Annotated in this window: 15 protein-coding genes; 6 read left to right on the forward strand and 9 right to left on the reverse strand. The window is 63.5% G+C overall.

What is annotated here, in order from left to right:
- Positions 1-6 precede the first annotated feature (6 nt).
- The 4 genes from ACPYN7_RS13775 to ACPYN7_RS13790 all read right to left on the reverse strand — a co-directional run bounded on the left by ACPYN7_RS13775 (position 7) and on the right by ACPYN7_RS13790 (position 4,637).
- On the reverse strand, positions 7-1,401 hold the full coding sequence (locus ACPYN7_RS13775) for a 5-methylcytosine restriction system specificity protein McrC (protein WP_424348009.1): 1,395 nt from the start codon (positions 1,399-1,401) through the stop codon (positions 7-9).
- Positions 1,401-3,185 carry an McrB family protein gene (locus ACPYN7_RS13780; protein WP_424348010.1) on the reverse strand — a complete coding sequence of 595 codons (1,785 nt, stop codon included), beginning with the start codon at positions 3,183-3,185 and terminating at the stop codon, positions 1,401-1,403. The genes ACPYN7_RS13775 and ACPYN7_RS13780 overlap by 1 nt, the downstream gene beginning before the upstream one ends.
- A gap of 281 nt (positions 3,186-3,466) precedes the next feature.
- Positions 3,467-4,345: a YDG/SRA domain-containing protein gene (locus ACPYN7_RS13785; protein ID WP_424348011.1), complete on the reverse strand. Its 879-nt coding sequence runs from the start codon at positions 4,343-4,345 to the stop codon at positions 3,467-3,469.
- 106 nt (positions 4,346-4,451) lie between these two features.
- Entirely contained in the window at positions 4,452-4,637 is a 186-nt protein-coding gene (locus ACPYN7_RS13790) for a CGNR zinc finger domain-containing protein (RefSeq protein ID WP_424348046.1), read from the reverse strand.
- Positions 4,638-4,953: 316 nt separating this feature from the next.
- On the opposite strand from ACPYN7_RS13790, the gene ACPYN7_RS13795 reads away from it, so the two are divergent.
- Both ACPYN7_RS13795 and ACPYN7_RS13800 read left to right on the forward strand, forming a co-directional pair.
- Positions 4,954-5,346 (forward strand): TnpV protein, encoded by a 393-nt coding sequence (locus ACPYN7_RS13795; protein ID WP_424348047.1) that lies wholly within the window; start codon positions 4,954-4,956, stop codon positions 5,344-5,346.
- Positions 5,347-5,366: 20 nt separating this feature from the next.
- Positions 5,367-10,439 (forward strand): helicase-related protein, encoded by a 5,073-nt coding sequence (locus tag ACPYN7_RS13800; protein ID WP_424348012.1) that lies wholly within the window; start codon positions 5,367-5,369, stop codon positions 10,437-10,439.
- 140 nt (positions 10,440-10,579) lie between these two features.
- On the opposite strand, the gene ACPYN7_RS13805 is transcribed toward ACPYN7_RS13800, so the two are convergent.
- From ACPYN7_RS13805 to ACPYN7_RS13815, 3 genes are all read right to left on the reverse strand, one after another.
- Positions 10,580-10,804 carry a hypothetical protein gene (locus tag ACPYN7_RS13805; RefSeq protein WP_424348013.1) on the reverse strand — a complete coding sequence of 75 codons (225 nt, stop codon included), beginning with the start codon at positions 10,802-10,804 and terminating at the stop codon, positions 10,580-10,582.
- Between the two features lie 29 nt (positions 10,805-10,833).
- Positions 10,834-11,118, reverse strand: coding sequence for a hypothetical protein (locus ACPYN7_RS13810; protein WP_424348014.1), 285 nt, complete (start codon positions 11,116-11,118; stop codon positions 10,834-10,836).
- A gap of 778 nt (positions 11,119-11,896) precedes the next feature.
- Positions 11,897-12,229 (reverse strand): hypothetical protein, encoded by a 333-nt coding sequence (locus ACPYN7_RS13815; protein ID WP_424348015.1) that lies wholly within the window; start codon positions 12,227-12,229, stop codon positions 11,897-11,899.
- 218 nt (positions 12,230-12,447) lie between these two features.
- On the opposite strand from ACPYN7_RS13815, the gene mobC reads away from it, so the two are divergent.
- The 4 genes from mobC to ACPYN7_RS13835 all read left to right on the forward strand — a co-directional run bounded on the left by mobC (position 12,448) and on the right by ACPYN7_RS13835 (position 16,246).
- Complete coding sequence (gene mobC / locus ACPYN7_RS13820; RefSeq protein ID WP_424348048.1) at positions 12,448-12,834, forward strand: plasmid mobilization relaxosome protein MobC; 387 nt, start codon at positions 12,448-12,450, stop codon at positions 12,832-12,834.
- On the forward strand, positions 12,831-14,345 hold the full coding sequence (locus tag ACPYN7_RS13825) for a relaxase/mobilization nuclease domain-containing protein (protein ID WP_424348016.1): 1,515 nt from the start codon (positions 12,831-12,833) through the stop codon (positions 14,343-14,345). Before mobC ends, ACPYN7_RS13825 begins: the two co-directional genes overlap by 4 nt.
- Before the next feature lie 24 nt (positions 14,346-14,369).
- A complete protein-coding gene (locus ACPYN7_RS13830; RefSeq protein ID WP_424348017.1) occupies positions 14,370-15,119 on the forward strand; it encodes a hypothetical protein in 750 nt (249 codons plus the stop codon).
- A 272-nt stretch (positions 15,120-15,391) separates the two neighbouring features.
- Positions 15,392-16,246, forward strand: coding sequence for a hypothetical protein (locus ACPYN7_RS13835; protein ID WP_424348018.1), 855 nt, complete (start codon positions 15,392-15,394; stop codon positions 16,244-16,246).
- 436 nt (positions 16,247-16,682) lie between these two features.
- Here the strand turns inward: ACPYN7_RS13835 and ACPYN7_RS13840 are convergent, their stop codons facing one another.
- The gene (locus ACPYN7_RS13840; RefSeq protein ID WP_424348019.1) at positions 16,683-16,997 is read right to left on the reverse strand and encodes a hypothetical protein; all 315 of its coding nucleotides are present in this window, start codon (positions 16,995-16,997) and stop codon (positions 16,683-16,685) included.
- 1,852 nt (positions 16,998-18,849) lie between these two features.
- Positions 18,850-19,707 (reverse strand): hypothetical protein, encoded by an 858-nt coding sequence (locus tag ACPYN7_RS13845; RefSeq protein WP_424348020.1) that lies wholly within the window; start codon positions 19,705-19,707, stop codon positions 18,850-18,852.
- Positions 19,708-19,850 lie beyond the last annotated feature (143 nt).

Below are 19,850 nucleotides of genomic sequence, written 5' to 3' on the forward strand. Positions count from 1 at the left end.
TCCACTCTATGTGTTGGTGCAGACATTTTCATTCACTCGGCCTCGAGCTGTGGCGGATGAGGGAGCCGGCCCTACGGCGGGGCGCGTTGCCAGTCCGAGCCCGCTGAAAACGCGTGCCATGTCGGGTCCTGCCACCTCGCGGGTCAAACCGATCCGCCCGAAGGCGATCCTCTTGCCCGATTGCATGGACCAGACGCCATCCAATGAGTTCTCGATTTTTGAGGTTTGCTCGTCCACGGTGTCAAGAGCTGGGTAAGCGAGCAATCCTGTCAGGGGTTCCTGATTCGATCCGAAGTGGTCCAGATATGCCGTCAGCTGGTAGAGGTCTTCTCTGGCGTTGGATGGATACGGGCCATCGTGGGGCTTGTATTTTGCGTCTACCACGCTGAGGACGCGATCTGTGCCTGGTTCGAGCACTAGAAAGTCTGGAACTAAAGCCGCACGACGCCGACCAGCAGAGTTCACAAGTAGGTGCGCGTCGCGTGCGGCACGGTTACCGCTCACCACCCGGGCGTCGGGTAATGCCTCGACCAGCGCGCGTTCGACGTGGTGTTCCCATAGCTCGGCGACGTCAACGAGTAGTGTCCACGACTGTTCGCTCTCTTCTGGTCCGGAGAGCTGGCCAAGCCGGTTGACGACGTCGAGACAGAACCGGCCGAATGGTCTGTAGTCGATGGTCATCGGCGATACGCGCGTGCGATCGATTTCTTGGCAGGTGGGCAGCGCTGGGCGCCGTCCCACGACGGCTTGAAATTTTTGGAGGGTCTCTTGTAGGTGAGGTGGCAGCAAGTCCAGAAGACTTGGAAGGTGGTGTTCCAGGACGTCAAAGGCACGCACCGCTGCGCGAGCGAAGGGGGTGTCGCGTTCCTTTTCTCGGTGTGTAAAGGCGAGGTCGTCCCACCCCGCCTGCCAACGTCGCACTGTTCCTCTGACATCAAGACGTCCACGAAGCACGGAGCCGTGGCCCTTCTCGACTCGGACGACTGAGGGAAGAGCTCCGAACCGCGCGGCTCGGTCGAAGGAATCGCGCCACAGCAACGCGATGAGCACCACGACGAAGGTTTGACTGTCCGTTTGTCCTTTGTCGTCCTTTGAGATGCGTAGACGGTCGGGGGGCATCCCGAGCCATTCCAGTAGGACATTGCGTCCGACTCGGGGACGGATGTCGATGGACATGCCCGCGTGCTGAACATGACCTATATACCTGCCACTCCACCAGGTTTGCCCGTCCGGTCCACAGGCCACAAGCGACTCGAGAGGGCGTGTACGACCACTACCAGCCCTTCCAAGGGAAAGGACAGCCTCTTCCGGGAACTGCCACGAGGCAAGCTCTCTCAGTCTTGCAGGATCAGCCTCCCGTATGGGTCGGCAATCGTGCCAGATGTAGTCGGCCGGTGCCATTAGGAGACGGGGCGGCGCAAGAAGGTGGCACCAAGTTCATCGACGGTGCGGTCTCGGCTGTCTGGGTCAGCTGAGCGCAGATACTCCTTGAGCAACGGACGGATTGACAGGTCCCATAGCCGCTGAACCGGTTCCGCGGCTTCGTCCTTAGTGGTCCATATCGGGGTGCTGGTCTGAGGAGTTGCGGAGAGCTTCTTCCCGACGAAGTAGACGATTTCACCGAATACCGTCTGACCAATTACGTAGTCGCGGCCGAGTACCGGTGACTCGCGGATTCGCTGATTTAGAAGGGAGCATGCAGCGACGTAGTCGGTGAACGCTGCCTCGACTCGTGAAAACTGTCGACGCCCAGTGGTGTCAGTATTATCCCAGCGATGTCGGATGATTTGGTGCAATCGCTCGGGGGAGTAGGTGCATTCGAACCACAAGAATCTGCGACGCATGGCATAGTCCACGAGCTCAAGCGACTGGTCGATCTCGTTCATCGTACCAATGATGTAAAGGTTTTCCGGGAGGCTGAGTCGATATCCCTCTTCCTCGTATGTCTCAGGCGATGGGGCTGGGATGATCACGGAGTTCCCGCGTCCGTCGAGTAGGGTAAATGCTTCCCCCATGGCGCGGCTGAGATCCACACGATTGATCTCGTCGAGAATTAGGACGTGAGGAATCGGTTTGCGTCCTTCATCCGTGCTGGCCTGATTCATGTCATTAATTCGATTGACGAGGCGGGGGAGGAAGCCTGGAATAAACTTTGTTGCCCCATCGCGGAACTGCCATCCCCCGATGAAGTCCTCATAGGCGAATGTTGGATGCATCTGTAATTCATGGACGTAGCTAGTGTAAATATCGTCAACGCTTTGGTTGCCGGCCTTGATGCGGCGCTCCTTTAGATAGGCGACCGCTCCGATGCTCGCGATCCGCTCTCGTTGGATGAGGGCTCTGGAAAGTTGCTTTGCATCATGGCTCTTGGAAGTGCCAGGAGGCCCATAGAGAATGATTTGCTGTTTAAACTCGAGACCGGCCAGCATATCTGAGAATGCTTCATCCTCCCCTTCGATTCGGCCCCAACCAGACGCGAGAGGCTCGTCATAGAAACTTAGGGCGGGGTCGTCGATTAACTGCTGTTCGACCAAAGCAGATCGAATTTCCCAGAGCTTTTCATCGGTGTTCAGGTCATCGGAGTTCTTTGGCAATAATTCATCGTACGCGGCGACAATACGCTGGCGGTGGCCCTGTGTGGAGGAGTCCTCGATGTAGTCCGGGTAAATCAGGTGAGGTACGGTATAATAGACCATGAGGTCTCGCCTGCCCTCCGACAGTGACTCGATCCGCCGGACAAAATCGCGCCAGCCGCTTTCTGCCTCCAGAAACATTTGCTCGACCTCGGACTGATTGTTTTCCTGTTTAAGGGAGGTCGTTAAGTCCATCAGAAAACAGAGGCAATCGAACAGTTGAACCTGGGCCATTCCCACGCGGCCAATGCCCTGGGTAATCCACGGTGAACTCTCGGCCATTTGGCGCTCTTGAGGGGTATATTCACAGGCGTCATACACAAACTCAAGTCGTCGGTTGGTTCTTGTAGCACTGACATCGACGTTGTATGCATAAAACAGATGCAACATCTCAACAAGCAGTCTGGCGACGGGCTTTTTTCGATCCGGATGCTCGCGTGCCAGCTGCTCCAGCTGGTCGTCGAGCTTTGTGTAGAAATCCCGTGGGCTCAAGTCCGCGTTCTTCCCCGTCATGGATTGGCGTAACCACTCCACATGGTCAACGGTCCACACTTCATCGTCCGTGTACAACGAGCCATCCGAGGTGAGGCAGAGCCAAACAAGTCGCTCGGCCAGCTCGTATGGTTCGTGATCCGATTGCCGTGCAGATAGAGCCATTGGGTAATTACTCACTCTCCGTTGTGTGTGTAAATTCCACTCTCATAGACTTCTGGCAGTGGAAAACTCTTGTGCTGCACTGACGCATGTGCAGCTCGAAACTGTCATTGTAACGAATGGGCAAAAAGGGGGTTGCTAGATTTAGGGGCAAGGCATCTGGATTACACAGACTCGGTTTAAGCAGACACCCAGGTCTTTCGGTGGTACTTCAGCTGCTGGATGTCTACCCGATGCCCACGCACCGTCCGTAACGTGCCAATGCTGTCGCCGGCTCGATCGCGGACGGTGAGGTCGTCCTCAATGGTGATGCCACCCTTGTCCAACAGAACATGGTGGTTGGGGCACAGACAGAGGATGTTGCTCGCATCGTCAGGGCCCGAGTGCGGCCGCCCGAGTGGACGGATGTGTGCTCCTTCGGCGTACCCGCTGCCACTGGCAGTGATGAGGCTGAGTCCGCACACTTGACAGGTGTGCTTGTGGCGTCGCTTCACCCACTCGGACACAGCGGTCGTCCGAATAGTTCGCTGAATGGTCGCGGCTCGACGTCGAGGATTGTGGTTGCCCGGTGGCGGCGCTGCAGTATCGGAAACCGTGAAATCCACGTCCTCCGCCATCTTTTCAAGGCGGAATTGCCACACCAAGAACCCGCTGACGCCGGTTGTCGACCAGTGATCCATCACCCGGTACAAACCGTCGTAACGGTACCCACTCGTCGGCGAATGGAGGGGGTCCCCCTTGAATCCGCGGATGACGCGTACTGGCAGACCATCAAGTTCGCTGCGAACTAGAGCGGCGTTGCCGGAGTCGTCGAGGCGCTGGTCGGCGACCTGCCTTCGATTTTTCTGCCCGCCGTGACCGGTGTAAATGATGAAGTCGCCGTGGTCTTCGTCGTCAGGGTAGCCACCATTGAGAACAATGGAAGAAGATCCTTCCGCGGGGGTGCCCCAAATGCCGCCCTGCGGCGGACCATGAACCCGGTGACGGGACAATTCCTCGCGGTTCTCATAGACCTGCCCGACACGTTGACCATCTACGTGTCCAAAGTGCCGTGCCATGCGCCCCTCTTCGTCGTGTGCAGCAACTCAAACGAAGCCTAAAGGAACGCTTTGCATACAGTCGGTTTGGGGCCGCTCAGTCCGATGGGTTCGTGCCCAGTTGTGGCTACTCGCTACGGAGTTGACGGCGCCGTGCCACGCGCGTGTGGGTACAGCATCGTGGAGAGCAGTAGCGCCGGCGCTGGTTGTGAGCTCGGTTCAGAAACTCTGTCTGGCAGGTCGGATTGGGACAGGCCTGGACCCATCCCAGGGCACGGCCCTCGGGGGTGGTTCTTCTGTTTGGCGAGACCAGCGTTGATCACGATGACGGTGAGCAGCCAGGTGATGCTGAAGCGCTGGATGATTGCAGGGACCGCGCCGCTGCGCTTGAGGTCCTCAAGCAGACGGGGGAAGGAGTAGGCGATTCACTCCGATGTTGACATATCAACATAATCGGGGTTGGGTGGTGCGTGTACTCGAAGATGGGCTGCGGGTTGCTGGGTAGCGTGTGAGGGAGATTCCCAATTGCACTCAGGAGATCCCCATGGTCAGAGCCCGCAAGAGGACACAAGTCGAGGGGCAGTTGAGTATTGATGCCTTTCTCTTCCCGGAACCCGAGGAGGTTCGTGATGAACATGTACGGCAAGTTCGCGCAGGAAGCGTGGAAGGCGACCGCGCCGGCGGAGTACGCCCTGATCCCGGACCCGGATCAGTGGTTCGAGGCACTGGGGGAGGAGGCGGCGCAGCGGGTGGGCGAGTTGATGATGGAGCTGGCCGGCCCGGACCCGGTGGGGGAGTCCTACTTGGAGAAGGTGGGGCGGTTGAACGCGTCGAAGATGCAGGCCGAGGAAATCGTGCGCGCGGAGATGCTGACCCCGGACCCGTCGGTGCAGGAGGAACCGGAAGAGGAGAACGAGGAGGAGTCCGGGGTGGCGCGGAGGCTGCGGATCGTGCAGCAGCTGAACCGGGAGGACCGGGAGTACTGGGAAGAGGTGGACCGGCTGGACGCCGAACAGGCATAGCCCCGGCTTCCTCGGAGTCCGTGGGCCCGGGGCGCTTCGTCCCCCGCGCCCAGGACGACCTGGCCCCGTCCGGGGCCCAAGCAAGATTCCGGGCCAATCTGGCAGCGCTGCGCGTGCTACGCACCCTGCAGGCCGAAGAGCGGGCCGCCACCGAGGCCGAGCGCACCACGCTGGCCCGCTGGGGATCCTGGGGAGCCAGTGGGGTCGCGGAGATCTTCGACGAGTCCCGCACCGAGTACGAGGCCGAGCGGGCCGAACTGCGCGAGCTGCTGGACGAGGCCGAGTACGCCGCCGCCCGGCGCACGGTCATCAACGCCCACTACACCGACCCGTCGATCGCCGCCGAGGTCTGGGGCGCCCTGGAGGCTCTGGGGTTCCAGAGCGGGCGGGTGCTCGAGCCCGGCTCCGGGGCCGGCACCTTCATCGGCCTGGCCCCGGACGGGGCGCAGATGACCGGGGTGGAGCTGGACCCGGTGACCGCGGCGATCTCCCAGGCCATCTACCCGGAGGCCACCATCCGCACGGAGTCGTTCGCGGACACCCGGATGCCCGGTGGCGTCTTCGACGCCGCGGTGGGCAACGTCCCGTTCTCCCGCAACTCTTTGCACGATCCCCGGCACAACGCGGCGGGGCACTCGATGCACAACCACTTCATCCTCAAGTCCCTGGCCCTTACCCGCCCCGGCGGGGTGGTCGGGGTGCTCTCCAGCGCATTCACCTTGGATGCGCAGAATCCCGCGGCCCGCCGGGAGATGGCCGAGACCGCCGATCTGCTGGGGGCGGTGCGCTTGCCCACCGGGGCCCACCGCCGGGCGGCCGGCACGGACGCGCTGACCGACGTGCTGATCTTCCGCCGCCGACTGCCCGGGGAGGAACCGCTGGATCTGTCGTGGGTGGACACTGCCCCGGTGGAGCTGGACGGGCAGCAGGGGCGGATGAACGTCTACTTCCTCGCCCACCCCGCCCGGGTGCTCGGTGAGCCGGTGATCGGCAACGGCATGTACGGGGCCGCCACCCTGACCGTGCGCGCGGGGGACCTGGCGGCGACCGGGGCCCGGCTGCACGAGCAGCTATCGGACATCACAGCCGAAGCCCTGGCGGCGGGGCGGGGGATGGCCGAGCGCACGGGCGAGCAGGAGCTCGAGGTCGCGGCCCTGGTGCCGGCTGGTGAGCAGGAGCAGATCGGGCACATCACCGACCGCGGGGAGGCGGGCTTCACTCAGGTCACCGTGGAGGGGGTGCACACCCCGCTGAAGGTGCCCCGCACCCAGGAGGGCGAACTGCGGGCCCTGTTGGGTCTGCGGGATGCGGCCCGGACGGTGTTGACCCTCGAGGCGGCCAACGTCGAGGACACCCCGGAGCTCGAGGCCATGAGGACCCAGTTGGCAGGTAGCTATGAGGCGTATGTGGACCGGTATGGGCCGATCAACCGGTTCACCGAACGCCGCACCGGCAAGTACGACGAGGCCGGGGCGGACATCCTGGCCCGAGTCACCCCGCCGGCGGTGCGGCTGCTGCGCGGGGACCCGTTCGGGCCGCTGGTGCTGGGTCTGGAGCACTTCGACGAGGGCGCGGGCACCGCGGTGGCAGCCGGCCTGCTCTCGGAGCGGCAGGTGCAGCCGCGCCGGCCCGTGCTCGGGGTCGACACCCCCGATGAAGCCCTGGCCGTCACCTTGGACACCCTGGGGACCGTGGACCTGCCCCACATCGCCCGGCTGCTGGGCACCGACGAGACCGGGGCGCGCGAGGCACTGGGTGAGCTGGTCTACGAGGTGCCCGGCGAGAACGGTATCTACGAGACCCGCGCGGAGTACCTGTCCGGGGACGTGCGGGAGAAACTGGACACCGCCCGGGCCGCGGCAGCCGCCGATGGCCGGTTCCAGACCAACGTGACGGCCCTGGAGGCGGTGTTGCCGGCCCCGTTGGGGGCCGATGAGATCGAGGCCCGGATCGGCGCGGTGTGGGTGTCACCTCAGATCCATGAGCAGTTCCTGCGCCACATCATCAGGGACCCCAGTGCGCGGGTGGACCGGATCAGCGGGGCAAGTTGGGATGTGAAAGCCAGCCGTCATGTCTTCGCGGCCCGCAATGACTGGGGCACGGAGCGGATGGCGGCCGGGGACATCTTCAAGAAGCTGCTGGAGCAGCGCCGGGTGCAGGTCACCGACCCGGACCCCTCGGACCCGGAGGGCAATCGCCGGGTGGTCAACGCCACCGAGACCACGGCCGCCCAGGAGAAGGCGTCCCTGATGCAGGAACGGTTCGGCGAGTGGGTGTGGGAGGACCCTGCTCGGGCGGCGGGGTTGGTGGATGAGTACAACCGGCGGTTCAACTCCATCGTGCTGCGCGACTACACCGTGGAAGGGGAGCGGTTGTCCTTCCCCGGGCTGGTGAAGAACTTCACCCCGCGCCCGCACCAGCGGGCGGCGGTGGCGCGGATGCTCTCGGAGCCCTCGGTGGGGCTCTTCCACGAGGTCGGGGCGGGCAAGACCGCCGAGATGGTCATCGGGGCGATGGAGCTGCGCCGGTTGGGCATGGCGCGCAAGCCGGTGATCGTGGTGCCCAACCACATGCTCGATCAGTTCTCCCGGGAGTGGCTGCAGCTCTACCCCCAGGCGCAGATCCTCGCCGCCTCCTCGGAGGATCTGGCCGGGGACAAGCGGCGGGTGTTCGTGGCCCGGGCCGCGGCCAGTGACTGGGACGGGATCATCATGACCCGCACCGCGTTCGAGCGCATCGAGCTCTCCGAGGAATCCAAGGCCGCCTACGACCTGGCCGAGATGGGACGCCAACGGGCCGAGCTCGAGGCCGCCAACGAGCGGGCCGCGGCCAGCGGGGCGGACACCATGTCGATCAAACGGATGGAAGCCCGACTCCAGGCCCGTGAGGAGAAGCTCAAGGCCAAGTCTGACCGGGCGACGGATCCGGGGATCACTTTCGAGCAGACCGGCATCGACTACCTGCTGGTCGATGAGCTGCACGAGTACAAGAACCTCGACACCGCCTCGAATATCCAGGACGCTGCGATCGACGGGTCCAAGCGGGCCAGCGACCTGCACTCCAAGGTGGAGTACCTGCGCTCTGTGCACGGGGATCGGGTGATGACCGGGGCGACGGCGACACCGATCGCGAACTCGGTCACCGAGATGTACGTGATGCAGCGCTACCTGGGCCCGGAGTTGTTGGCGCGGGCCGGGATCCACGACTTCGACTCGTGGGCGGCGACCTTCGGTCAGGTGGTCTCCGAGATGGAACTCTCGGTGGCCGGCGGGGACCACTTCAAGATGAAGGAGCGTTTCACGAAGTTCCAGAATGTCCCGGAGCTGCTGAAGATGTTCCACACCTTCGCCGACGTGAAGACCGCCGAGGACCTCAAACTCCCCACCCCCGACCTGGTGGTGCGGGAGGACGGGAAGCGGCTGCCGCGCATGGTGGCCGTGGAGGCCTCGGCGCAGCTGCAGGACTACATCGCGGAGATCGGCCGGCGGGCCGAGGCGATCCAGGCGCGGTTGGTGTCCCCGACCGAGGACAACATGCTCAAGATCAGCTCCGACGGGCGCAAAGCCGCCCTGGACCTGCGCCTGATCGACCCGGAGCTGGGGTCGGTCGTGGCGGAGACCAAGATCAGCGCCGCCGCGGACCTGATGGCCCGCGTGTACGAGGACCACCGCGAGGACGTGTTCACGGATCCCTCCACCGGGGAGGAGCACCCCACCCGGGGTGCGCTGCAGATCGTGTTCTGCGACCTGGGCACCCCCTCGGAGTCCTGGAACGTCTACGACGAACTGCGCGCCCAGCTAGCCGAGCGGGGGGTGCCGGCGGAAAAGGTCCGGTTCATGCACGAAGCCAAGAACGATGCGGAGAAGGGTCGGCTGTTCTCGGCCGCACGCACCGGGGAGGTGGCGGTGCTGATCGGATCCACGCAGAAGATGGGGGTGGGCACCAACATCCAGGCCAGGGCGGTGCACCTGGTGGACCTGGACGCCCCGTGGCGCCCGGCCGATGTCGCCCAGCGCCACGGGCGGATCATCCGGCAAGGCAATCAGAACCCGGAGGTGGCGATCTCTCAGGTGGTGACCAAGGGGTCGTTTGACACTTTCATGTGGCAGACGCTGGAGCGGAAGTCGAAGTTCATCGACCAGATCATGCGCGGGCGCCTGGACGTGCGCGAGATCGAGGACGTCGGGGACAACACGCTGTCCTTCGCCGAGGTCAAGGCGATCTCCAGCGGCAACCCGTTGATCTTGGAGAAGTCGAAAGCTGATCAGGAGCTTGCCCGGTTGGAGCGGTTGAACCGGGCCTGGCACCGCAACCAGTCCTCGCTGGTGTTCCGCAAAGACGCCGCGGCCGCGCGCGCCGACGCGCTGGAGCAAGAGATCCCCGTGCTCCGCGCAGCGGCGGAGCGCACCACCGATGAGCTCGGCGGGGAGAAGTTCCGGATGACCATCGACGGGGCCACCTACGACAAGCGCGCCGACGCGGCGGAAGCATGGCAGCGGTGGGCCGGTGTCCACGCCACCTCGCGCCCGCCCCGGGGCGGGGAGATCGACCTCGGGGTCGCCGGCCAAATTGGCGGACACGACATCCGGGTGGTGCAGCGGCCGGGCAACCTGGCCGATCTGGGCGCGTCCCCGGTGGAGCTGCGCATCGACGACGCCCCCGGTGTCGCCGTGGAAGTTACCCGGGCGACGTCGTTGAATCCGAGTGTGGGCATGATCCAGCGACTGGAAAATCAGGTGCGGGCACTGCCCGAGGAAGTCACCAAACGCGAAGCCCGACTGGCCTCCGCCCAGCAGGAAGCCGTCGACGCCCGGGAGGCGCTGGGCGTGCCGTTCAAGCACCAGGACGCACTGGAAGCCGCCCGCTGGGAGGTCGAACGGATCGGACGTGCGATGCGCGGAGAAGAGACGCCACAACCGACCCTGGACCCGGAGCTGGAGGCGTTGAAGAAGAGAATGCGCATCAACTTCCCCGGCGCTCCCACCGCCGGCCGCAACAATGCCAGAGGTGGTGGAGCCGGCTCGGAGCACCTCCCGCAGGTGGCGTCCCGGCACTATGAGCAGCGCCCAGAGGCGGGTGGAATGGAGTTGTAAGCACCCACGCTGAGAGGAGCTCAGACGAACGGTGTCCGCCCCCGAAGAAAGTAACGGGGGCGGACACCGTTCTGTGGAAATCCACGTTGAGCGACCTCTCCACAGTGAGGGTGGACTGCCTGTCGAAGCAGCGCGACGGGCTACGGCGTCCTTTCTCTGGGCTCTTTCTCGTTGACGCGCTGGGTAACGAAGATGCCGTCTTGTGGATGTTCCGAGGCGGTTCTAGCCCTGGTGGCCTTTTCCCGGGCAGCGGCGCGTTCGTCGTCGGTGAGCGGTCGGAGGTCGGCGGTGGCTGGGCCGGTGATCCCGGTTGCGAGCAGCGCCGCGGCGGCCAGAGCGGCGCCGGCGCAGTGGATGATTCTCATGTCATCTCCTTGCGCACTTCTTGTTGTAGCTACTCCGCCGGAGGGAAGGGCAAAGGCTCCGGGCATTCACCCTTGGTGCGTGCTTCCTTGGAGATGCTCTCGCCCCATTCATCTCCGTAGTAGGTCGCGTACTGGTTGACGATGCCCCCGAACGGGCCCGGGGCGTTTTGCGCTCCATTGGAGACGGTCCGGCCCGTGCAACTGGCGTTGTCCGGTGGAGCGGCTGCAGCCGGTGCGGCCACGATCGCAGAGGCCCCCATGACAAGAGCAGCGGCGAGTGTCGCGGTGCTCAATTTCGATGTCCACTTGATCATGGTTCCTCCTTGGTGTTGGACGACGTGCGCCCCAACCTAGAACCGATGGCTCTGCATGAGAACAGGTACGAGAGAGAACGTCGTGATGTGACCAATGCGAGCATCGGGGCTTGTCTGTGGGACTGAGCAGGGGAGTGAGCCCGCACTGAATAGGACGGGCTGACTCCTCTCCGACGCTTACTATGCGATGGCTACGAGGCCGACGATGAGTCCGTACTCGACAGCGGTGGCTTCCTGCGTGGTGGGTTCTCCAGACTTGATGTCATCAGGGTTGTCTCTGGGCCCGGCGGCGGCGGGGCCGGCGACCCCGAGAGTCAGCAGTCCGGCGACTGTGAGCGCGGTAGTGAGGCGACGTAGTGATGTCATGGTGGCTCCCGTTTCTCTGGCCGCTGTGCACCGGCTGAGGCGAGAGCGGCGTGGTCCCGAATCGCATATCGGGTGCTGTGATCATCTTCCCGGTGCGCGGGGCGGTCAATGAATTCTCAATGTCGTTACTCCAGCATTGAGCAATCCGACATAACGGGGAGAAGCCGTCGGTGGCTGCGCATCGGTGGAGCACCCCACGGCTCGCTTCGGTGGCTACCCGCAGTGGAAGCCGTCCACGGTCGGCGGAAGCGGAAGTGTCACGGTTGTGCGTGAGGTGACCTGCCGGCTGTGGTCGGGTGGTCGGATGGGGTCCCCGTGTCCATCATGGGTGCGGGAAAAGCCGCGGAGCGATTGGAGCTTTTGCCGTGCCCATGTGGGCACGGGGCCAGTGCCTCAGCCACGGTTCACTCCGTCAGGAGGCAGTGTCAGCCGACTCCGCCAGCTGCTCCTGAGCACTGTCCGACGAAGGACTGGCACCATTTCTCGCTGCCTTACGCCGCTGCACGCGCTGGACCTTCTCGGGTGCGGCCAGACCGATCTTGCGCAGCTCCTCGGCGGTCCAGCCGCCGTTGTTCACCGCGGCCTGGAACGCCTGAACGTCGTTCTTCTCGGCTTCCTTGAGGGCCTCACGGGCTTCGTCGAGGGCGCCACGCGCGGTGATCGCACGGCGGACGTAGTCCATCCGGTCGTTGAGCAGCCGCTGCGCGGCTTCTTCTGCTTGCTGGGGGTCAGTGAGCTTCGCCATGCCCCCAGGTTAACGGACGCACACCGTTCGTTCTAGAGGAAGCGCCCGCTGAGCCGGCGCTTCGCACCCGTGGTGCCCCAGCGGAGCAAAGCTATGTTTTATGTGCCATAAAACGGGTGTACCGCTGGCCCTGCCGGTTTTGCGGTGGCACACTGGTCGTGTGGGGCCCACCAAGGTGGGGGCGCTGCGCTGGGCCGGCAAGGAGAGGAGGTGCTGTGATGGAGCAGGAGAATCCGCGTCGAGTGTGGAAGTCCCGCCGCAAGCGGATCGAGGGCAAGACCCAGTACGTCCGGGTCTCCATGTCGGAAGCCGAGCGTGCTCAGCTGATGGTGCTGGAACAGCAGACCGGGCTCTCACCCTCGGCGCTGATGGTGCAGGCGGTGTTCGGTTCGGCCGATCCGGTGGCGGTGCAGCTGCGGCGGAACCAGCTGGCGGAATTGCTGGCGATGCGCCGGCTGATGGCCACGATCTCGAACAACGTGAACCAGATCGCCCGGCACGCCAACAGCACCGGCGAGGTCCTTCCCGAGACAGTCGAGACGATGCGCGAGGCTCGCCGGTTCAGTGCGGAAGTGCTGGCCAAGATCGAAGAGTTGATCCCGTGATCCCGAACATCACCAAGGGCGACAAGCCGATCGGGCTGATGAAGTACCTGGTGGGTCCGGGCCGGGCCAACGAGCACACCGACCCTCACTTGATCAACGGCTCGCCGCTCATCATGTCCTGGCACGACGACGCGCAGCTCAATGAGGAAGCCGCCGTGTCGATCGCCCGGGAGGTTGATCTGAACCGACGCGCCTTCGGGGTGGACGCTGACGCCAAGCACGTTTGGCACTGCTCGTTGTCGATCCCGTACCAGGACCGGGAGGTCACCGATCAGGAATGGTCGGACATCGCGCAACGATTCATGGACGAGATGGACTTCACCGACGCGCAAGCCAAGGCCCCGTGCCAGTGGGTCGCGGTGCATCACGGGCGCTCCACCAAGGGCAACGACCACATCCACATCATGGCCTCCACGATCCGGGAGGACGGCACGAAGTGGGCCGACGGCAACGACTACGCGCGGGCGCAGAAGGCCGCCCGAGGTATCGAGAAGGACTTCAACCTCATCCAGCTCGGCAACCACTCCGAACGGTGGTTGCAGCAGGGCGAGATGCGACGGGACAGCACTCGGGAGCCGACCCGGTTCGCGTTGGAGCGCACCGTGCGCGCGTGCGCGGTGGCCGCCGAATCGGAGGCGCAGTTCGTGCGGCAGATGCGTCGGGCGAACCTGCTGGTGCACCCTAGGTTCGCCGCCGGCACTGACTCGGTGGTCACCGGATACTCCGTGGCGGAGCGCCCGCCGAAGGGGATGCGGCCGCTGTGGTTCGGGGGCGGCAAGCTCGCCCAGGACCTCACGCTGCCGTCCCTGCGGACCCGCTGGCCGGACACCCCGGTCTCGGCGCAAGAGTCGTCCGAGGAGTGGATGGCGGCCAAGCGGCACCGCCGCATCGTCCACCCCGACGCCCCCGATGCGGCCCTGGACGAGGAGACCGCCCGGCGGTTGGCCGGGGAGCTGAAGGAGGTCCGCCGGCGGCTGGTCAAGATCGCCCCGGACGACCACCAGTCCTGGGCGCACGCGGCCCGGGAAGCCTCCGGGGTGTTCGCCGCCTGGTCCCATGCCACCGAGGACGGCCAGGGGCCGCTGGGACGGACTGCCCGGGTGCTGGCCCGCTCCGCCCATCGGTCCGGGGTGAAAATCACCACCCCGCTTCAGGCGCCGCTGCGCACCAGTGGCACCACGGCCTTCTTGCTGGCGGCCACCCAGGCGCCGTCCCCGGTGGCGCAGGCGCTGATCATGAACCAGATGCTGCGGATGACCCAGGCGTTCTACGAGATGCACCAGACCAACCAGGACCTGCGCGAGACCCAGCTCATCAACGACGCCTTCGAGCAGCACCTGGCTGTGGTCGCCGAGCCCCTGCCGGAAGTCGGGCCCTCCACCCCTACGCGGTCGGCTTCCCACGCCGGCCCCGCGCGTGAGCGCAGGGTACTGCGGGAGACGCAGGGACCCACTGCCACGGTGCGCCCGTACGTGGAGCACACCCGAGACGAGCACGGAATGGAGCTGTAAGTGACGAGCACACAACCCGACGGCGTGAACGACCTGCTCTCCCGGGACCTTCAAGCGGCGATGGCCGTGGCCGGGCGCTGGGGCGAGATGATGGCCCGCCAACGCGCCGAGCGACTCCGTCAACGCCTCATGGAACAGCAGCACCGACGGCGTGAACTCGAGGAACGCTTCGAGGCCGAACGCGCCGTGATGCGCACCGAACTGGCGCCGGTGGAACAGGATCGATTCTGGGAATTCGCGAAACCGGCCGACATCGCCGGCCACTACGGACTGGCTCGACAGTGGGAGCATCACGACGAGGTCGCCGAGGCCGCTCGAGGACGGATCGAGAAGGAAGTGAAGGACCGCCACGGACTGTCCGTGGCGGATTACCTGACCGACCACACCACGGAGCAACAGCGCATCGATTCCCCCGAGCACGAGTTGGCCGCTCGCGAAGCAACAGACGCGCAGCGGGACTACTCCGAAGCCGCCCGCAACGCCGCCGCGGCTGCACAAGGCGACCTGCAGAACAACACGGATACCCGCCGCGCCGCCGCAGAGGCCGAAGAGCTCTGGGACTCTGGAGACCGCCGGGCCCGCCTGGCAGACAAGCTCATGGCAGCCCACGGCGGTACCGAGGAAGGCCGTGACGGTGTGCAGGCCCGCCTGGCCGCCGACCGGGACCAAGGCACGCCTCCCATTGACGCGGTGCGCTTCCCCAAACGCTCCCCGCGTGTCCGGAAGAATCTCGGGCGTGGGCAGGAGCGAGAGCACGGACTCGGTCTGGGCTGAAGTTCTGCCGACATGCGCCGAAGGTGACCGAATGGGACTGCCGCGGATAAGTGACGTTAACGATGGATGTGTCTTCGTCGCCTATCCGTGCATCGGTCCCCCTAGGAAGGTGGTGGGGTGACCTGCGTCCCTCCGCCCGCGACAGCCGAAAGCCGAACTACTCTGCCCCCAAGCTGGGCGGACCCTATTAGCCCGTAGGACCCTAAAGACGCAGTACATCCCGGTGCTGGTGATGCTTAGGGTTAATGCCATCAGCCCGAAAGGATGCTTCCATGCGCAATGGTCTCGCCAGGTTCACTGACCCCACCTCGCCGGTCTTCGGCGTTGCATCGACTGTTGCCTTCGGCGCCTTGAGTCTCGTGGACCCTGCCCGGCTGAGCCCGGCACGTCGTCGGGCCTACCGGACAGGCCTGGCCACGACGACGGCGTGGTGGACTGCAGTCACCACTGACCGGAACCGGACCGTGTACGTGCCTGGCAATGTGGTGGCCGGTCTGCTCGCCGGCGGGACGGTCTGGGCCTTGGCCGAGGCGTCCGAAACCCTCGATGCTCGAATCATGACCAGGTTGGAGGCGGCCGGCGTGCGTCATCCTCGGCCTTGGGTGGCTGCGCTTTCGGCGGCTAGTGTCCTGGTGTCCTTCGCCGTGGATCGCGCATCCACCGGCGCCGAGCCTGAGGTGCGGCCGGAGGATCTGATGCGCACTCGCCCGGTGACACGGCAAGTACGCGAGGTCGTCCGCGGGATCCTGCAGGCCAGCGACACTCCCGACGCTCACGTGCTGCTGACGCAGCTGGCGGTGGCTCAGGAGTCCTACTTTGACGACGGCGACGACGGGTTCTCCACCATGGTGGGGTTCGAGGTGCCCGATGAGATAGTCCGCGTGGTGCCTCACAACCAGGTCTACCCGGTCCAGGCCCGATTCCGAGCTTCCAATGGCACCGAGCTGCAGGTGAGCCTGCAGCTCGATCAGGGCAAGCTGGCCCATCTCGCCGTCGACATCGCGGACGACGTCGTGGACGAGGGCGCCAACGACATCGCCGAGGAACTTCTGAACCGGTGGCCCGATCCTGCGGATCTTCGGTATGTGCTCGAGGGCACCGACGGCGGCTCTCTCCCCGCCACCTGACCCAAAACCACGCCTCCACCGCAGCACCACCTCCTGGGGTTGCCCGTGGTCAGGCGGCATGGGAACCGTCTGTGGTGTCGGGGTTCAGCGACCACCTCTGCCGGTGACCCGGGGAGGGGCCGCCCGGCGCGTCAATCGACTTCTCGGGCGCCCACTGTGCACACACACCGGCGCTTCTGCGGGGAGGTTGTCTGGTCGGTCAGGCGATCGAGTCAGCCGGCGGTGCGCTCGAGGACAATCTCCGCGTGAACGATGTGCTCTCTCGTTTCTTGGAGCGCGGCAGCCTAGTTCTTGGTGGGGTCAGCGCCCGGCCGTCAGTCGGAACGCAGCTCGTTCTGGGTGTCCCACGGCAGCCGGGCGGCGTGGCGGCTATTGTCCTCGACTGCGGGCAGCTCCATGGTGCCTCCCCGTGCTGAGGTAGGGCAGGTCGCGGGGCTCAGGGCGCGTCGGGGGCGTTGTAGCTCTGGCGGCTGATGCGGGACTGGACTTCTTCCGGCAGCGTCCCGATCTGCGTGGCGAGGCCGGCGGCCTCGCGCATGAGTGCGGCGGCGGCCGCGGCGTTATCGGTGGGGTCTCCGTTGTCGTCGTAGACATCGTGAGTGTCTAGGGAGCGCAGGAGTCCGTCTGCGACTTGGGTGAGGGCCTGGTGCGTGCTGTACCCGAGGGCCAATTTGAGGTTGCCGAGGGCGTCGTAGACGACGGGAGCGGGAATGGAGTGAGCATCGATCGTGGCGTCGTTGAGCGCGCGCACGGACTCGTCGACGTCATCGGCTTCGCGGACGATGAGGGGGCGGTCGTCGGTGTCGTTGTCGTACGTGGCAACTCCTTGGGGTCGTGGGCTGATGGTGTCAGCGTAGGCGTGGGGCCTGACGACCCACGGGGCCGGCGGTGGCCAGGGGTGACCGGTGCGGGGCCGGGGTGGCTCCGGGGGTGTATCCCGGCAGGAACGCCGCTGATCCCGGACTGGCCACGCCCCCACCGACCGTGGAAAACCGCGGACGAGGTATTACCCGATCACCGAGGGGAACGACCTACGGCCTACCACTGCACGTGCTGACGTCGGCCGCGAGTACGTATGACAGCAAATCTTCACGCGCTGCGGGAAACCAACCCTGCGGTGCGCTTCCAACTGGCCAGTAGTATCGCGCCGATCACGGAGGGTTATTATTTTTAACCTCAAAGGCCGTGTGCTCACGCGGCAGCGAGCTTTTGGGGTCCCAGGTCGAAGTCGCGTGGCTGGCGGAAGGACGTGTAACACATGAATAAATTGGCTCCCGGAGATAGGCGCAAACTCCCCACTGCTATTCCTTATGATCTGGTGGGAGATCCACAGGTGGACGTGAAAATTGGTTTCACTGACAACCTATTGAAACTTATTAGCGGTCATCCTGCTCGCATCACCATCGACAATCGTACAGACATCACATGGTCCCATTTGAGGGAAGAGCGTAGTCATACTGTTTGGGTGGTAAGGCCACCTAATGAGATCGGCCCGAACAGGGGCGTCGTTCTCGGCGCAAAGAGCACCTGGCCAATATTCAAAGGGACTAAATGCACAATCGTCTGGAGAGGGCAGTTTGAGAACGAGGGCGTCACAGCAACGCTGTCGTGGTCTGCTCCGTTTACGGGCAAGCCGGGCATTAACGGTAGGGTGTGGATAGGGGAAAATTTACACCCAAAACTGAAGATCGATACCGTAATGTTTCGAAGCCACCTGGGGGGAAAAATGGCTGACGGTGGGTTTACCATCTCCTACGGTCGACAGAAGCCACTTGAACATCGGAGTACGACGAACCGCATGACACGAATTTTGATCCGGGAACGGTAGGCGGCGCTATAGAGCCTGGCCTCATAAACCCAATGCTCGACGTAGTTGGTGGCGGCCCTGCACAAAACATATGCTGGGCAACGGCGCCGCAATATCCCCGTGAGCAACCCGATGTCCGTTACAGCCCGGCGGACCACAGATCACCGCGGAACCCCAGCAGAATCGGCCGAACGGGAGTTTCACCAGCTGCAAGAACTCCCGCGGGTTCAACCGGTAGTGAGACGTGTCGAGAATGGACGAATAGTTCCGTGCTGCGCGGGCAGGCCAGTTTACTGGAGCGGCCACCCGTCTGTGTCGCGCCCCCGAGCCTCAGTCAGAGATCACCGATGCCCTCAGCGACGATGGCTCCGGGGTACGCATGAGGATCCGTTCATGGATCAGCTGTCCGCGCGAATCTCTCATCTAACGACATATGGACCCGCTGGCCTGCACGGACGCAACAGACGCCGAGACCTCGGGGACCCCGCCGATGCGCCGCACACCCTGTCGCGGCTTAGGCAGACGCCCGTAGGCAGGGTGGGACGAGTTCTCTCATCTGTTGCTACTCGGCCTGCTTTAACGCCGATAACAGAGATTATGTCAAGTCGAACTTCAGGCGGTCCTTGTACCTCTGGTCAAGGCGTTTCCCGCGATTGGATGCTCGGACGGTCGGCGCTTGGCCAAGCCTGCTCCCGGGGCATGCCCGAAAAGATGCCACAAAATTGTATCGCTAATTCTTAGACGAGTTTTCAATTGATAATCTATTTTGATAAATACCTGAAAGTGGAATTGCTATTTATTCATCCTGTATGTCTAATTGCTCTTTTGCAGTTACTGCGGTGCCAGCGCGTTTCATTGGGTTGGGTTCGCCAGGGTTCATGAACTCCCAAAGTGACCAATAATCCGAGTATATTTTTCTCTGCGTCCATGAAATTCGAGCGGGGCGCCTTCTGTATCCAATGAAAGGGTTTCCCTCGATGGTTGTTTTTGTAATATACTTGATGGTGACTAAGGCCAGCTTGTCATTTATGGTGTCCGGCGCAAAGTGGATTGTGCAGGGAAAATCGGAATCAGCACAGTCCAGGATTACATAGGGTCGAATTTGTGGAAATTCTTCTTTCAAGTGATCGATCAGTTCGGGAAGAACGGCAAGGGCTGGTAAAACCGCGTGTTGTGCTTTGTTAATGCTGATGATGAGATTTAATTCAGGCAACAATTTGCGCCTTGCGGCACGCCTTTGTTTGGCGCGCATTGATTGAGCCCACTCAGTTGCCCGGAACAACCAGCCTGCTGCCTTTATGGCCATCCCGATTTCAGCACCGAACATTGCACCCATGCCACCAGAGCGAGGTACAGGACTGAGGGGAAATCCCGCACGTCCTAGAAACTTTATAGTTTCATTGCGATATTCGGAATGAACACGAGGTGGATCTGGCCATCGGTCATGTTTTCCAAAAACAGTCCGACCTTGTGGTGCGTTTTTGGATGGAGTTACATCCACTTGGAGATATATTGGTTCGGTATAATATGGAGTGTCTAGCATGACGACCTCGCGTGCCCGCACAATTACATCCAATGGCAACAATTGTTTACGCAGGGTGGCAGTTCGATTGACTTCCTCTTGGCAAATTCGGTGCCATCGAGGTGTCAGCATGTGCGCTGCTCCCTTTCGCATCCAGCGTCGATCATCTCTCATGCTCCCCTTGGTGTTCAAGAGAAAGTCAGCGGCGCACATGCGCTATAGCAAGCTCTCCGCGCCGTAATTGATATGTAGGGAGTGCCTGTCGAGAGGTCAGG

The organism is Kocuria sp. CH-021 (assembly GCF_049716185.1).
Taxonomy (GTDB): Bacteria; Actinomycetota; Actinomycetes; order Actinomycetales; family Micrococcaceae; genus Kocuria; species Kocuria cellulosilytica.

Excerpts from the sequence above, each read along its gene's own strand:
- ACPYN7_RS13775 (WP_424348009.1), bottom strand. The coding sequence starts at position 1,401 with ATGGCACCGGCCGACTACATCTGGCACGATTGCCGACCCATACGGGAG.
- ACPYN7_RS13785 (WP_424348011.1), bottom strand. The coding sequence starts at position 4,345 with ATGGCACGGCACTTTGGACACGTAGATGGTCAACGTGTCGGGCAGGTC.
- ACPYN7_RS13795 (WP_424348047.1), top strand. The coding sequence starts at position 4,954 with ATGAACATGTACGGCAAGTTCGCGCAGGAAGCGTGGAAGGCGACCGCG.
- ACPYN7_RS13805 (WP_424348013.1), bottom strand. The coding sequence starts at position 10,804 with ATGAGAATCATCCACTGCGCCGGCGCCGCTCTGGCCGCCGCGGCGCTG.
- ACPYN7_RS13810 (WP_424348014.1), bottom strand. The coding sequence starts at position 11,118 with ATGATCAAGTGGACATCGAAATTGAGCACCGCGACACTCGCCGCTGCT.
- ACPYN7_RS13815 (WP_424348015.1), bottom strand. The coding sequence starts at position 12,229 with ATGGCGAAGCTCACTGACCCCCAGCAAGCAGAAGAAGCCGCGCAGCGG.
- mobC (WP_424348048.1), top strand. The coding sequence starts at position 12,448 with ATGGAGCAGGAGAATCCGCGTCGAGTGTGGAAGTCCCGCCGCAAGCGG.
- ACPYN7_RS13835 (WP_424348018.1), top strand. The coding sequence starts at position 15,392 with ATGCGCAATGGTCTCGCCAGGTTCACTGACCCCACCTCGCCGGTCTTC.
- ACPYN7_RS13845 (WP_424348020.1), bottom strand. The coding sequence starts at position 19,707 with ATGCTGACACCTCGATGGCACCGAATTTGCCAAGAGGAAGTCAATCGA.